Genomic DNA, 14595 nt, shown 5'->3' with positions numbered 1-14595 from the left:
ACTCAATCCTACTCAACCTTAAATGTCGCAGAAGCTACTGTCTCATAACCGCTTCCATAGAAGTAAACCATTTTATACGTAGATCCTTGTTTGTATCGTGCTGCATTTACATTATTTTTCGGATTAAACGTAAATTTGCATGTTCCACCACTAACCTCGGTGTACTGCCACCAAATCGATTCCACCTCACCTGGATTTTCGTTTACTTCATACAAACCCACCCAGTCACTCTTAGGAGCTCTAACTCCTTCCACAACCACATCTAATGTCTCCTCTATACTGCTTACTTTGTCTTTTGATAATGTGATTTTTATTGGCTCACCTTTCTTTGTTCTACCTATGGCCGTGATTGAATTTGTACTGATATTGCTATATGCATCGAGTGCAAACACCTCTATATCATAAGTTGTAGATGGTGCTAATCCTTCAAGATTAAGAATTACAGGATTAGGGACTGGATCTTTATAGAACTCGGAAAAGCCTAAATATTCTTTCGCCACTTCTTTAGTCTCTAAGTTGGTAACGATTACTTTATAATCATGAACGAGTAGATTGTCTTTTGCTTGTGTAAACATAATTGAAAGACTAGTAGCTGTCGTCATGTCGTTCGCAATAGAAAGCATTGCATCGTTCGTAAAAAATGGTCGTTTTTTATCTTTTCTAGCATCCGTATATTTAAAACTATTCTTATTGGCAGGAACACTAATTTCAAACGGTTCACCTGTCCAATCATTATTATGGATATCACGGCGTTTTATTATCACTTGATTCTCATACACTTCAACGATTAAAGCTTGGTTTAGAATATCTGCTCCTTCAGGAACTTCTCCTTGAATACGACCAGCGTCCAGCCACAGATACGCGCCAGTTGAAGTACCGATCGTTGTAAAATCTTTTTGGTGAATAATTCTAGGATCATCTAATGGATAGTGTGTGTGGCCTGAGAATGTAATGACTTGCGGATATTTTTTCAACGTATCATAAAATAAATCTCTGTTTGCCGTAAAGCCCCACTCGCTTCCGTACATGGTATCTTTTATCGGCTGGTGATGGAAAACAAAGATGGGTTTCTTCGGATCATCGGTATGTGCTTGCTTTAACTTTTCAGACATCCATTTGATTTGTTTAACAGAGAACGTACCCTCTGTCACCCCGTCCTCAGTCCCAAGCACAATAAAATGATACCCTTTGATAATCTTGTGATAGTAGATTGCCGGCATTTTAGTCACTTCTAAAAAACGTTTTTGTGCATCAGCCTCTGGTAAACCGTTCCAATAATCATGGTTTCCGATCGCGATCAGCGAAACAGCTTTTGATTGTTTATTTGCTTCATAAGCCGTTTTGAACTTCTCATATTCCGGTACTAGACCATTGTCTGTTAAGTCGCCTACAACAGCAAATGCATCTTGCTTAGGAACGAGTTGATTTAATTGTTTGAGAGTCTCTTTAAATTTATTGAAGGTTTGATCGGACGTTTCATTCATATGTACATCACTGACAACTGGAAAAACAAGTATTGGCTTTTTGCGACTCATTTTTTTACCACGATCAGCTAGCACGTCTAGTGAGGTCATTGGATTTATAAAAGTTAACCCTAGGGAAAGTCCTGCTACCTTTGTTGTGCGTTCAATAAACGTTCTACGCGTAATCTTAGATTTTTGGTCTGGGTGCTGTTCATCAAAGGAATTCGTCATTTTATTCTCTCTCCTATCAAGATGTTAATCCTACATGAAAAGTATATTTATAAAATATAAATCCTTGATTACAGATAAGTTAATCATTGTTAAGATCACGCTGTAAATACAAGCACGTTAGACATATACCGACCAAACAAAAAGAGGGATGAATTATAACTTTCCATCCCCCTCTCCTAATTTTATTGACCCGCTTTTACCCCGGATTTCTTCATCTGCTTCTCATGCGCTATACCATGAGCACGGTTTCGATCTTCTTCTACTTCACGAGAGACCTTAACTCCTTCTGCAACAGCTGCTGCTCCAACCTGCTGAATACCATTCTGATCTTTTTGATAGACAAATGAAGCACGTGTAGATATTGCAGCACCTGGTGACGTTACGAACGGAACGACTCGATAATCAGCACGCCACTCTTCAGGTGTCACCGTACATCGAACATAGCCTCGATAATCGTTAAAGAATTTAATATGAGGATTCAATCCTAATATTTTATCTGTATCAGAACGCTTATCAGCACCATTCCCACCAGATGTAATGGATGTTCCAACAAATTCAGCTCCTATTACATTGGAAGATGAATCATTGTAATCCACTTTTAGATCACACGCCCAGCTCGCATGTACATCACCTGTTAATACAACAACATTATTTAAATTCTTTGATTGTATAAAATTTGTGATCCGTTCACGAGATGCCGTGTAACCGTCCCATGCATCCATACTCAGGCGAGGAGCATCAGCTGTACCATAATTTCTTTGTGCAAAGAATACTTGCTGAGCTAAAACATTCCAATGCGCTTTAGAATTTCCTAGATTACGAAGCAACCAGCTTTCCTGCTCAGTTCCTGTTAAGGTTCGATTCGGATCTTGAGATTCAGGAGTAGGCGGTTTACTACCGTCTCCGTTCGCTTGATCATCACGATATTGTCGTGTATCCATAACATTGAACATTGCTAAGTTTCCATAAGTAAAATCTCGATAGAGCAACATATCCGCCCCATGTGGTAATGATGAACGACGAAGTGGCATGTGTTCGTAATAGGCTTGATAACCTGCAGCACGCCGTTTTACGAACGCCTCAACAGACTGTCCTTTTTCAGGGATCATGTTTGCATAGTTATTCTCTACTTCATGATCATCCCACGTTACCACCCAAGGAAATGCTGCATGAGCTGCTTTTAAATTCCCATCAGAACGGTACTGAGCATGTCTGTTTCGATAGTCTTCGAGTGTCATAATCTCAGGACCGCTATGTGTTCGAACATTGCCAGAAGGTGATACATATTCATTAGGTCCGTATTCATATATGTAGTCACCCAAGTGAACAACAAAATCCAAATCTTCTTCTGACATATGCTGATATGCGGTAAAGAAACCATGTTCATACTGCTGACAAGATGCAAATGCAAATGTCATGCTTTTTACATTCGCACCTTTTCTAGGAAGAGTCTTCGTTCTTCCTACAGGGCTATACTCATACCCACTTTTAAATCGATAGTAATATATGTGGTTTGGCTTAAGACCATCTACTTCAACGTGTACAGAGTGCGCCAGATTTGGACGTGCTAGTTCTGTTCCCTTTTGTACAACCTTCTTAAATCTATCATCTTCTGCAATCTCCCATTTTACGGGTACAGCTTGATTGGACATCCCACCACCGTTTAACGGATCTGGCGCTAACCTTGTCCATAAAACAACGCTGTCTGCTAAAGGATCACCTGAAGCTACACCTAGTGTAAACGGATAATTTCTAAAGGTTGGTGCTGCGTTCACTTCGTAACTGCCTAACGATTGAGCAATTGTGAGCCCCAGTGAAATTCCTGCAATCTTTCCGGCACCTGCAAGAAACGCTCTGCGATCCAATTTGTTTTTTTTTAAGCTGTCTTCCGTGAGTTTCTTAATCCATTCATCCATCGGTCTTTCATCCATGCTTGATGCAACCCCTTTTAAATGAATTTATTACTCGTTCATTATAGAGTGGAAATATTAAGAAACTATTTTTTTATGTAAACGTATATAAAATTACTTATAGGAACAACTTACTAATCTTATAATCCATAAAAAAACGAAGAATTGTGGCGGTTGTATTTCATCACATTTTAAAATACAATCTTATGCTTCAAATGTCCTGTTCTTCTTTATAAAATCTTTACTTCATAAATATAATTCTAGTTAAAGTAAACGTTTTTTATCTTCATCAAAGGTAAAGGTGATGGCTAAATGGCACTTAGGCGTAAAAAGAAAAAGAAGCAGACGAATGAAACATACACATGGCTAGACTTTATGATGGATCTATTATTAGTTATACCTGAACTGATCCTATGGCTGATCAGACTTCTTGGAAGAAGTGTTTTCAAACTATTTGACGGCATTTAAAAGACTGAACTCTCATGGGTGAGTTCAGTCTCCTCTAGTCTATTCTGTTTTTTGTAAAGTGATTGAAACGGTTGTTCCTTTTCCAGGATAACTTTCTACTTTCAAATCTCCCTTATGCTCTGTAATAATTTTATTACTAACTGTAAGACCGAGGCCTATTCCTTTTTCCTTATTGGTGAAGAATGGAACGCCAATGCTCTTTAATCGCTCTTCTTCGATTCCAATTCCATTATCTACAAAGATCAGCTTTACTTTTTGATCTGCTGTTTCTTCAATCGCTATCGTGAGGATTCCACCATTATTCATAGCTTCAATCGCATTTTTTATGACATTGACAAATACTTGCTTAATCTGATTCTTTTCACATGAGACAAAAAGATCTTTTTCTTTAAATAATAAACGAATCTCAACATTATACAGATTAGCTTCAGACGTTAATAACATTACAGTGTCTTGAAGAAGCTGAATGATGTTTACTTTCTTCCTGTATTGTGTTGCATCTGGTTTCGCTAACGCCATGAACTCATTAACGATCGATTCGATCCGATTCAGTTCATCACAGATCACATCATTGTATAAAAAGAGTTTACTTTGATCGATCTCGCTATTTTTCATTAAAGAAAACAGACCTTTGATGGATGTGAGTGGATTTCTGATCTCATGAGCAACACCTGCGGCTAGTTCGCCTAACACGGCAAGCTTCTCACTATTTCGTATATATTCATCTGCTTTTTTCTTTTCTGTAATATCGCGAGAGATAAAAACGATACCCTCGATCTCTCCTTCATCAGACACCATAGGCATTCCTTTACCTTCTAATAAGACGGGGTGACCTGAAGCATGCATCTTACGATATATGAGAGGAAGAGGATTTTCCAGCGCAGCGACTGATTTTATATATTCTCCTACACTCTCATGATCCTCCATGTGAACGCAGTTTAAGGCATTTGTGCCAATCAATAAATTGGGCTCGATCCCTAGAATACTCTTATAAGAAAGTGAAGCGTATAAATACGTTCCATCAGTATCGACTGAACAGATCAAATCATTGCTGTGATCAAGAATGATGCGATGCTTAAACTCATTCTTTCGTAACGCAGCTTCTGCTTGTTTTCTTTTCGTAATGTCTCGAGACGCTACTATAGCAGATTGGTTATTTTTATGATTGATAGGCGTCCCTTTCGACTCCAACCAAATATAAACGCCATCTTTTTTTAGATATCTGTATTCAATCGTAACAGGTACATGTTCTAAAATCATACGAGTAAATTCACGTATGACTCTGTCTCGATCTTCAGGATGAACAAGATTAAAGGGCGTGGTTCCAATTGCTTCAACTTCTGTATATCCCGTTACTAAAAAATAGGATGGTGTTAAATAGGTAAAGATTCCTTCACGACTAACAATACCTATGATATCTATCATATTTTCTGTAATAAGCTTTAAATGATCAAGGGTCTCTTTCTTTTCAAGGTGCTGCTGAGTTAAATTACGAATAATGATTTGTGTGGCGTGTGATGAGAATAATAGGGGAAATCCAATTACCTCTAATCGAACAAGGTTACCCTTTTGAGTGATCCAAGTTTGTTCACTAGGCTTAGGAGCAATTCCCATGTCGCATGTTTTAATTCTTTCTTCTACTAAGGAATGTAAATCGTTAGGCAGGTTGTTCCATATGGGCTGACCAATTATATCTTCTTCCGCTTCTAAAATTTTTCTAGCTGCAGGATTTACGTAAACCCACGTTCGATTTTTCTGGATAAGAAAAGGTGTTTCAGAATGTTCAAATTGATTGGCATATGTTTTCATTTGGTTAATGAAAAGGCTGTCTCTTAATACTTGACCATCTGAAGTTTCCATACCCACCCTCCATTAAAAACGTTAATCAAAACGTTTCGTTCATGATTACCTAAATTATAAACATATGTCCTTTTGCAAATAAAGATATTTTTTCAAAAATATTCTTACTATTTAAAGATCAATCATACGATCCCTTTAATTTATAGCTGATAAATGTTTTTGATCGTAGATGAATTTCGTTTCATAGAAAGCATGAAAGGCATTTTTCAAAGCAGTTTTTCGATCAGGAGCTGTCTGAGAGGACATGATGATATGTTCATGTTTGTAATAAAGCATACTAACCACAACAGTTGTTTTGTCTGTGAAGAGAAAGATATCAACATCTAATATCTCATTTCCAGTTATCAAACGGATAAATCGGTATTGCGGCACGCTTATCATCTCCCTCAACCTCCTTAAATTCTTCCATCTCCTTTACTTTTGTCTTAAAAGTTTAGTTATTTAAATAGTAAATAATCACTATTAATTTGTCAATATATTCTGTCAATTTAAGTCGATTTCCTGGGAAATTAGAAGGATAAAAGAAAAAAGACGGGAAATCCCGTCTCAGTTTCTATTTGGTGGTTTTTCATTGTCAGGAGAAGTTTGTCCACCAGCTCCTGTAGAATCTTTGTCCTTCATGATATCAATTGCTTTGCAACCTGAAGTCGGAGATACAGAAACCACTTTTAAATCTGTACCTGAAAGTTTTTCTTCCAACATTTTTTATATATCTTATATCTTGTGATTCTTGAAAGGTTCTTTCATCATATTCTAATTGAATAGTAATGGATTTTAAAAGTATCTCCTCCTTTCATTCATTTGTTCCCTGCCTCATATTAAAAAATAAACAAAAAAGAGACCATTCTGTTAAGACTGGTCTCTTCTTGATTACGCTTCTTTTTCAACTAAATTGTGTTCTAATTCTTGAGGTGAAGAACTGATCTCATCTTGATTAAGTCTTTTTGTAATCTCAATCTTTTTCACTTGGTGACCATCAATTTCAATCACTTTAAAATCATAATCATCATAAGTAATGACCTGATCTTCTTGTATTTCAGAGTTTTGAGAAAGCACCCATCCACCAATCGTATCAAGCTCACTATCATCAATTTGTAATCCGTAGATGTCGTTCACTTCAGCGATCAAGACTTTACCGTCAAAATGCTTCACGTTTGGACTGACCGCGTGTATCATTGGAGATTCATCTTCATCGAACTCATCGCGTATTTCACCAACAAGCTCTTCCAAAATATCTTCAATGGTAACTATACCAGCTGTGCCACCATATTCATCAACTAAAACAGCCATATGAAAGCCTTTTTTCTGAAGCTTTAAAAGCGTTTCTTTAATCGGTGTATTTTCAAACACACTCAATGTCGGTCGGATGTAATGTTCAAGAGGGTATTTCTTTCCTTTAATCAAGTCAAAAAATACTTCTTTTGCATTTACCATACCAAGAACATTATCTTTATCTTCCCCTACAACAGGGTAACGTGTATATTTTTCTTCTGCGATTATATTAATGTTTTCTTCAACTGAATTGTCTTCATAAAGACATATCATTTCAGTACGAGGGACCATGATCTCTTTTGCAGTTCTGTCATCAAATTCGAATACCTTTTCCACATAACTGAACTCAGATTTGTTGATCTCACCACTTTTGTAGCTCTCACTCAAGATTAAACGAAGTTCTTCTTCGGTATGTGCCATATCATGTTCAGAAGCTGGTTTTAGACCAAACATTCTTACTAGAAGCTGAGCACTTCCGTTTAAGAACCAAATGAAAGGATACATAACTCGATAGAATCCGATTAAAGCAGGTGATAACAATAAGCTAATGGTTTCAGCTTTTTGAATAGCTACTGTTTTTGGTGCAAGCTCACCAAGAACAACGTGTAAAAAAGTAATGGATGCAAAAGCAATTGCAAATGATAATGTGTGAACAATTGCCGGGCTTAAATCCATTTGTTCAAATACAGGACCGAGAATTGCTTCTACCGTAGGTTCACCCAACCAACCTAATCCTAAAGCTGTAATTGTAATTCCTAACTGACAGGCTGAGAGTGATCCGTCAAGGTTGGAAATAACCTTTTGTGCTGCAATCGCTCGTTTGTTACCTTCTTCAGCTAGTTGATCAATTCTTGATTTACGAATTTTAACAATCGCAAATTCTGCTGCTACGAAAAAAGCGGTTAGTAGAATAAGTACGGCTACTGCAAGTAATTTCAATAAGGTCAAACTGTCCAAAAAGACTCCTTATACCCCAAGTTACTGGAATATAAGTTGTCACCTCCTAAGTGTTTTAAATTTTAATAATTAAGAAAAAGTATATCATATAATTGAAGAACTTACTTAATAAAACAACTTACTTGTATTTTACAGTTACTTTTCTAACCTTAGATTATTCTGAGATTTCTACAGTGTCTAAATCTTCTTCTTTTTTTAATACAAGTTTATTCTCTTTCTCGTCATAATAATAAATCTTCATCTCAGGATCTGAATCTGTTTCGTCAAGGTTTGAATATAGGCCAAAATACCCGTTACCTAACGGGACTAATTGATTTTGTACGTTCGTTGTCACCTCAGCATAATCTTCATCCTCAACTTCTTCAGTTTCATTGTTATTGATCGACCCGATTACAAATAATAATAAGATTCCCAAAACAATCATTGTCTTACGTATGCTTCGTAATTCAGAGGCTGTATCTGAATACATGGTATCACTCCATTTTAATTTTCTATTCTTGTTCATTATCACATAATGATAAAGAAAAATGATACTAAATATGGGAGACTTAACCATTTTTAAGTGTTATTCTAAGAATGGTTTATCAACTGTTTTACATTCATCAGAGGAAGGATGAACATCGAATGGATTTTGTTTTAGAACATAAGTGGGTATTTCTCATATTGGCAGAGACTGTATTTTGGGTATCAACCTTATCATTTTTAGTCGTACGTTATTGGTTTAATCTAAAAAAATTAAGCATGGCATTCTTCGTTCTTTTTCTTTTAAATGACCTATGGATTGCTGCGATGGGATATTTTGATTACTTACGAACAGGAAAATTCTCTTCCTATCAAATCATTATTCTAATCGTGATCGCTTATGCGTTTTTGTATGGAAAGAGTGATTTTCAAAAATTAGATCGCTTTATACAGCGAAAGGTCGCCAAGATGCGTAGATTACCAGAACCTGACCTACCTGATTCAAAACCACTGTACGGAATGCAACATGCGAAGCAAGAAAGAAAAAATCTTTATAAACACATTTTTTTATTTATCACAGCACAGTGTGTTTTCTTGTTATTGTTCGGCCTCTCAGATGCTGTTTCTTCCATACATATAGACACACTCTTAAAAGATTGGTATGACACAACAGATACAGATCTGTTCTACAAAAACGATGTGGCTAATAATATTACACGGATTTGGGCGCTGATTCTTGCTATTGATATTATTGTATCTTTGTCATATACGATTGCTCCAAAGAAAGAAAAGAAATCAGCTTCTGCTGCATAAAAAAGAGTTTGGGATATTCTCTTCCCAAACTCTTTTTTTATTTTGCCTTTATATTTTGTTTTGATGTCTCTACCCGTTCATTCCCCATAAACAATATGACTACAGCTGAAATAACGATAGGAATCAAAGCATAAGTGAAAACAGTCGTAATAGATGCAGACATTGATGCTGTTATTCCATCTAACACTTCAGGAGGTATTTTAGATCGCTCCCCTGCTTGAAATACTTTTTGTGGATCGATCTCTTTAAAAGCTGCCGCACCTTGCCCTGCAAAGCCTTTTAGATTCTCACTGATCTTCTCATAAAAAATTCGATTTTGGAGTGCCCCAAAAATGGTTACTCCGAGCGTCATACCTAATGATCGTAAAAAGGCATTCGTAGAGTTGGCAGAACCTCTGTAACGGAACTCCATCTTATTGATTGTAGCTGCAGGTAATAAGGAGAACGAAAAGCCCATCCCAAATCCAACAATCACCATAAACAAGGTAAGCATCATTCTAGAAGTATCTGGTGTCATACCACTCAACATATACATACCCGTGAAATAGGATACAACGGATACGATCATGAGGTTACGGAAGCTTGTTTTCGTTTGAAAGATTCCACCTATCATACTTCCAGCAACAGAACCTAACATCATTGGAGTAAGGATCAATCCCGCACTTGTTGCAGAACCACCGTAAACCGCTTGAACAAAAATTGGAATAAAGACGGCTAGAATGATAAATGTTCCACCATATAGAAATCCAAGAATCTGCGAAGTAGCAAATAGCCTCTTCTTAAACATCCAAAATGAAATAATTGGTTCTGATGCTTTTTGTTCTACTGCGAAGAACACGATGAAAAAGACCGTGAAAATTGTAAATAAAGCTACAATCTGCGTTGAATCCCACGCATACGTCTTTCCTCCAAGTTCAAGCGCAAACATTAGGCTAACAACTGCGATAACAAGTGTGATGGCACCCCACCAGTCGATCTTTTGTTCGCGGTGTTCAAGCGTTTCTTTATAATAACGAAAGATCAAATAAAACGATGCTGCACCGATCGGTACGTTAATATAAAAAACCCAATGCCAGCTGATTGCATCTGTGATAAAGGCCCCTAGCAATGGTCCGAGAACACTTGAAGTTCCAAATACTGCTCCAAGAAGCCCTGTCATTTTCCCTCTCTTTTCTGGAGGGAAAATATCAAAAACAATCGTAAAGGCGATCGGCATCAATGCCCCACCACCAATACCTTGGATCGCTCTAAACGCTATCAGCTGCTCCATATTTTGAGCAAGACCACAAAGAGCGGAACCGATAAGAAACACCACTAGACCAAAAATGAAGAATCGTTTTCTTCCATACATGTCGGACAGCTTACCATAAATGGGCATCCCAGCCATTACCGCAACCATGTAAGAGCCTGTAACCCATACAAATTTATCAAAACCACCTAGGTCCGCTACAATCGTACCCATCGCCGTTGCTACAATGGTATTGTCCATCGCGGCCATCAAAATACCTAACAATAACCCAGCCACAACTAACTTAAGATTTGTTTCTTTATGCACCATAGCGCCATCTCCTAATCTAACACCCTCATGTATACTTAATAAACTTAAGTATACATGAGGGACTGTCCCCCAACAATTTATTTCCTTCGCTAATTCTCTCCATTTACTTATGGTGTTTTCTACATAATAACCCATAAAAATAGTTAGTTTACATTTCTGATAGATTATCCACATTCTTATTTCTTTCCAAAGAAAAAGAGACAGCACGTCTGCCGTCTCTTTGATTATTATTCTATTAAAGTTCTAAGATAGAATCTTCACGATCTTGTCCATCATACATTGCACCAAGCATTAGGCCTGTCCAAAGATTTAAATCCAACTCACGATCTTCGTCATTGCCTTCAAGTCCAAGTTCAAGGCCAGAATCTAATGAAGAAAATAGAGAAGAACGATCTCCCTCTTCATCATATGAACTCATTAGATCTGTAATAAGAGAAGTATTTAACTTAAGAGAAGTATTCTCAAGCTCATCATCTGAATACAGTGAAAGTGATGTATCAGTGTTTAGCATAGTTCCAATAGAAGAACGATCCTCTTCGTCTTCAGTCATAACCATCGCCATTACATCTGTACCTAGATTTACGTTTGCACTTGACTTCTCGTCTTCCTCAGTTGCTTCTACTCCAGCCCATAGACCAGCATCAGCCATTACAGAAGAGTTATTCTCTTCGTCTTCAGAAGTTACATTCGCCATTACATCTGTACCTAGATTTACGTTTGCACTTGACTTCTCGTCTTCCTCAGTTGCTTCTACTCCAGCCCATAGACCAGCATCAGCCATTACAGAAGAGTTATTCTCTTCGTCTTCAGAAGTTACGTTCGCCATTACATCTGTACCTAGATTTACGTTTGCACTTGACTTCTCGTCTTCCTCAGTTGCTTCTACTCCTGCAGTTAAACCTGCGCTTGCATCAACTGTAGTATTTGATTCTCTTTCATCTTGAGTTTCGACAGCTGCTTGAACATCTGCACCCGCATTTAGAGAACTAGAATCTTTGTTATCTTCTTCATTAGAACGAACTTCAACCCCAACTTTTGTATCTGCGTTTACAGACGCTTTGCTTTCATCATCAGCAGAAGAACTCTTTACTGTAGCATCAGTACCAACTGCCGCATTTGCTTTAGCAACGTCGCTACGTTCTTCAGTTTTTGACTCAGCTTCAACTCCAGCATTTACATCAGTAGCTACTTGAGCTTTTCCATCTTCTTCACCGGAAGCTTCAGCATTTACATTTGCACCAACGTTTGTTTTTACGCTATTGTTGTCCGAATCATCATCTGAATTCTCTAGTTCGATACCTGTAACAGCACCTAGATCTAAGTTAAGATTAGACTCATCATCTTTATCAGAAAGCTGAATGTTACTGATCAGGCCTGTTCCGATTTTAAGACTCGATGAACCTTCATCTGCAAATGTTTCGCTCCCTCCAAAGAATAAACCTGCCGCCGCAGCACCTGTAATCGCAAATGTTCTAATAAAGTTTGATTTTTTCATTTTATTTTCTCTCCTTCTTCTTCTTAAATTTTTGTTTTACCAAATATAATTTAGAAGAAGAAAGATTGTGGTGGTTGCCCAGGTGGAGCATTTAGCCATTGATCATAATAGTGTCGAACTCCCCCGTCTAGTCGAACTCCTGTTTCAAGCTGAGTATCACTTTGACCACCATCTAAAATGGCCAAAAATGTAATTGTGCTTGAAGAAGTCATAGGACCATTAGACGAATTAGTTGGAGTTTGTCCACCTTGTGATGATGGTGTTAGCATTTGAGTTATCGGATAATCCGGACTCGTTTTATGCCTGATAGGCAACTCAGATTCTTTTTGATCTCTGCTCTTTTTTAGTACATCTCCACTCGTACCCGTATTAACGGGATTCTCTATTTCCATATTAATCATTTCTTTTTTCATAACAGCTTCTGATTTTTGTAAATTCACATCATTTGTCTCATTTACTTTGTCAGAAATTATCGGTTTGTTCTTTACAACAGGTTCTGTGACTGGTTTTGAGATAGGAGCTGGTTCTGGTTTTGCTTCGACCACTTCCTCAACTTCCGGCTTAGTAGTAACAATCTCTGAAACAACTGGAATCTTCACCTCTACTTGAGGTTTTTCCGTTGTAACAGGGACTGTAACGTTCACCTCCTGATCTACAACATCAACTTTTATTGATGGTTTTTCAGAGAGCTCCACATCCACGATCGGTTTAGATTGTTTAAGCGTTTCAGTTGGCACGATTTCTTTCACCGTGTCTACAGTATTCGTTACCGTTTTGACCGCTTCATTTACTGGTTTTACGGTCTCGGTAACTTTGTTAACCGTTTGATCCACCCTGTCGACAGCACGAGTTGTGTCTTTCACAATAGTTGTAACGGTTTTTAAAGTTGGTTTAACAACCTCGTCAGAAACAGAATGATCTTTAGTAGAAATGTTCACTTTGTCTGGAACACTTTCAACAATTTCAGTCGTTTCTTTTGTAAGACTAGTTACCGGAGAAAGAATCCCTCCGCTATCCGCCGATACGATCGCGGGAATACTCATCCCAGCTGCGAATACTACCAATTGTACAAATCGTTTCACCTGGTTATCACCTCCTTCTGTAAGTGTTTTCAAATAGCTAACGAAGGTAACTCGGTTTTGGATCACCAAAAAACAAATTTTTTTACATTTTGTACACAATAAACAGAAAATGTGACGAAAAGGGTGAGTTGATTTACACTTAAAGAAGAAATAAGTCGAGGTGATTTATAGTGGCACAACATGTATTTAATCTAAATGCGCATTGGCCAGGTGGAAGAAATGATAGTGGAACGATTGAAACACAGAATTTGCAAACAAAGATTTCCATCCCCCCTGAGATGGATGGCCCTGGAATTGGCACAAATCCCGATGAGATGTTACTAGGGGCAGCAGCAACTTGCTATATCATCACTCTCGCTGCCATGATGGAACGCAGTAAAATAGAGAAGATAGATTTGAAGATGACATCAGAAGGATATGTTGATGTTACGAACGGAGTCATTATCTATCAAAAGATTATTCATCGACCGGTCGTCACGATTAAACATGACCCGTCAAAAGACATTTCGACACTTCTTCAAAAACTCGCCACAAAAGCCGAGCATTCGTGTATGATTTCACGAGCATTGAAGGGTAATGTCGAAGTAGAAGCGATTTTGACGATAAAAAATGGATGATTTTAGAAGAACAGGTCTTCCGTTATCTGTACTTACAAAATTACTTATGTTAGCATAAATGTTAAGGAAGGAAAATAATTTTATTATTTGGGTTCCTAACAAGTTCCCCCATAATAGAAAGGGGACGATGTATCATGAACCAACAAGAAGTAAAAAACATACTCATGAACTTGCAGAACAAACAGTATATCGAATCTGATATTACACACACCTTTAGTGAGAACAATACAGCTGTTTTTTCTGTTAAATATTTAAAGAACGATCAAACGTTCGAAGTAATCCAGATTGAAACAAACTCCCTTCAACGGTTTGATAACGTCGACTCAGCTGTTCATTGTATTAACAACTTGATTGCTAAATAGAGAAGATTTCTCCTTACTATAATGAAAGAGGTCTACCTGTTGATG

At 37.5% G+C, this 14595-nt stretch carries 14 protein-coding genes; 4 read left to right on the top strand and 10 right to left on the bottom strand.

Going from position 1 to position 14595, the window contains the following annotated elements; translation table 11 throughout:
- Positions 1 to 8 precede the first annotated feature (8 nt).
- Both ABE65_RS04930 and ABE65_RS04925 read right to left on the bottom strand, forming a co-directional pair.
- Positions 9 to 1694: a metallophosphoesterase family protein gene (locus ABE65_RS04930; RefSeq protein ID WP_066391979.1), complete on the bottom strand. Its 1686-nt coding sequence runs from the start codon at positions 1692 to 1694 to the stop codon at positions 9 to 11.
- 182 nt (positions 1695 to 1876) lie between these two features.
- Positions 1877 to 3625 carry an alkaline phosphatase D family protein gene (locus ABE65_RS04925; protein WP_066391977.1) on the bottom strand — a complete coding sequence of 583 codons (1749 nt, stop codon included), beginning with the start codon at positions 3623 to 3625 and terminating at the stop codon, positions 1877 to 1879.
- 291 nt (positions 3626 to 3916) lie between these two features.
- Here ABE65_RS04925 and ABE65_RS21760 point away from each other — a divergent pair, with 291 nt between their 5' ends.
- Positions 3917 to 4072 carry a hypothetical protein gene (locus tag ABE65_RS21760; protein WP_156499117.1) on the top strand — a complete coding sequence of 52 codons (156 nt, stop codon included), beginning with the start codon at positions 3917 to 3919 and terminating at the stop codon, positions 4070 to 4072.
- Positions 4073 to 4111: 39 nt separating this feature from the next.
- Here ABE65_RS21760 and ABE65_RS04920 read toward each other — a convergent pair whose 3' ends face one another.
- The 5 genes from ABE65_RS04920 to ABE65_RS04905 all read right to left on the bottom strand — a co-directional run bounded on the left by ABE65_RS04920 (position 4112) and on the right by ABE65_RS04905 (position 8630).
- Positions 4112 to 5932, bottom strand: a complete 1821-nt coding sequence (locus ABE65_RS04920) for a PAS domain S-box protein (protein WP_066391975.1) — start codon at positions 5930 to 5932, stop codon at positions 4112 to 4114.
- 135 nt (positions 5933 to 6067) lie between these two features.
- Positions 6068 to 6313, bottom strand: a complete 246-nt coding sequence (locus ABE65_RS04915) for a hypothetical protein (protein WP_066391973.1) — start codon at positions 6311 to 6313, stop codon at positions 6068 to 6070.
- Positions 6314 to 6478: 165 nt separating this feature from the next.
- Positions 6479 to 6634, bottom strand: coding sequence for a hypothetical protein (locus ABE65_RS21755; RefSeq protein WP_156499116.1), 156 nt, complete (start codon positions 6632 to 6634; stop codon positions 6479 to 6481).
- A 168-nt stretch (positions 6635 to 6802) separates the two neighbouring features.
- Positions 6803 to 8152, bottom strand: a complete 1350-nt coding sequence (locus ABE65_RS04910) for a hemolysin family protein (protein WP_066399768.1) — start codon at positions 8150 to 8152, stop codon at positions 6803 to 6805.
- A 163-nt stretch (positions 8153 to 8315) separates the two neighbouring features.
- Complete coding sequence (locus tag ABE65_RS04905) at positions 8316 to 8630, bottom strand: hypothetical protein (protein ID WP_066391971.1); 315 nt, start codon at positions 8628 to 8630, stop codon at positions 8316 to 8318.
- 155 nt (positions 8631 to 8785) lie between these two features.
- Here ABE65_RS04905 and ABE65_RS04900 point away from each other — a divergent pair, with 155 nt between their 5' ends.
- Positions 8786 to 9436 carry a hypothetical protein gene (locus ABE65_RS04900; protein ID WP_066391965.1) on the top strand — a complete coding sequence of 217 codons (651 nt, stop codon included), beginning with the start codon at positions 8786 to 8788 and terminating at the stop codon, positions 9434 to 9436.
- Positions 9437 to 9473: 37 nt separating this feature from the next.
- Here ABE65_RS04900 and ABE65_RS04895 read toward each other — a convergent pair whose 3' ends face one another.
- The 3 genes from ABE65_RS04895 to ABE65_RS04885 form a co-directional block, all read right to left on the bottom strand.
- Complete coding sequence (locus ABE65_RS04895) at positions 9474 to 10994, bottom strand: MDR family MFS transporter (RefSeq protein WP_066391960.1); 1521 nt, start codon at positions 10992 to 10994, stop codon at positions 9474 to 9476.
- A gap of 235 nt (positions 10995 to 11229) precedes the next feature.
- The gene (locus ABE65_RS04890; RefSeq protein ID WP_066391958.1) at positions 11230 to 12489 is read right to left on the bottom strand and encodes a hypothetical protein; all 1260 of its coding nucleotides are present in this window, start codon (positions 12487 to 12489) and stop codon (positions 11230 to 11232) included.
- Between the two features lie 50 nt (positions 12490 to 12539).
- Entirely contained in the window at positions 12540 to 13571 is a 1032-nt protein-coding gene (locus ABE65_RS04885; RefSeq protein ID WP_066391957.1) for a hypothetical protein, read from the bottom strand.
- Positions 13572 to 13741: 170 nt separating this feature from the next.
- On the opposite strand from ABE65_RS04885, the gene ABE65_RS04880 reads away from it, so the two are divergent.
- Together ABE65_RS04880 and ABE65_RS04875 are read left to right on the top strand one after the other, a co-directional pair.
- Positions 13742 to 14188 (top strand): OsmC family protein, encoded by a 447-nt coding sequence (locus ABE65_RS04880; protein ID WP_066391956.1) that lies wholly within the window; start codon positions 13742 to 13744, stop codon positions 14186 to 14188.
- Between the two features lie 134 nt (positions 14189 to 14322).
- Positions 14323 to 14550, top strand: coding sequence for a DUF1797 family protein (locus ABE65_RS04875; RefSeq protein ID WP_066391954.1), 228 nt, complete (start codon positions 14323 to 14325; stop codon positions 14548 to 14550).
- Positions 14551 to 14595: the final 45 nt, after the last annotated feature.

The organism is Fictibacillus phosphorivorans (assembly GCF_001629705.1).
In the GTDB taxonomy this organism is placed as follows: domain Bacteria; phylum Bacillota; class Bacilli; order Bacillales; family Fictibacillaceae; genus Fictibacillus; species Fictibacillus phosphorivorans_A.
This window is presented reverse-complemented; position numbering and strand designations above follow the sequence as displayed.

Bases quoted from the DNA above. Each gene is read 5' to 3' on its own strand.
- ABE65_RS04900 (WP_066391965.1), top strand. From the start codon at position 8,786: ATGGATTTTGTTTTAGAACATAAGTGGGTATTTCTCATATTGGCAGAG.
- ABE65_RS21760 (WP_156499117.1), top strand. From the start codon at position 3,917: ATGGCACTTAGGCGTAAAAAGAAAAAGAAGCAGACGAATGAAACATAC.
- ABE65_RS04905 (WP_066391971.1), bottom strand. From the start codon at position 8,630: ATGTATTCAGATACAGCCTCTGAATTACGAAGCATACGTAAGACAATG.
- ABE65_RS04930 (WP_066391979.1), bottom strand. From the start codon at position 1,694: ATGACGAATTCCTTTGATGAACAGCACCCAGACCAAAAATCTAAGATT.
- ABE65_RS04915 (WP_066391973.1), bottom strand. From the start codon at position 6,313: ATGATAAGCGTGCCGCAATACCGATTTATCCGTTTGATAACTGGAAAT.
- ABE65_RS04925 (WP_066391977.1), bottom strand. From the start codon at position 3,625: ATGGATGAAAGACCGATGGATGAATGGATTAAGAAACTCACGGAAGAC.
- ABE65_RS04875 (WP_066391954.1), top strand. From the start codon at position 14,323: ATGAACCAACAAGAAGTAAAAAACATACTCATGAACTTGCAGAACAAA.
- ABE65_RS04890 (WP_066391958.1), bottom strand. From the start codon at position 12,489: ATGAAAAAATCAAACTTTATTAGAACATTTGCGATTACAGGTGCTGCG.
- ABE65_RS21755 (WP_156499116.1), bottom strand. From the start codon at position 6,634: ATGTTGGAAGAAAAACTTTCAGGTACAGATTTAAAAGTGGTTTCTGTA.
- ABE65_RS04895 (WP_066391960.1), bottom strand. From the start codon at position 10,994: ATGGTGCATAAAGAAACAAATCTTAAGTTAGTTGTGGCTGGGTTATTG.
- ABE65_RS04920 (WP_066391975.1), bottom strand. From the start codon at position 5,932: ATGGAAACTTCAGATGGTCAAGTATTAAGAGACAGCCTTTTCATTAAC.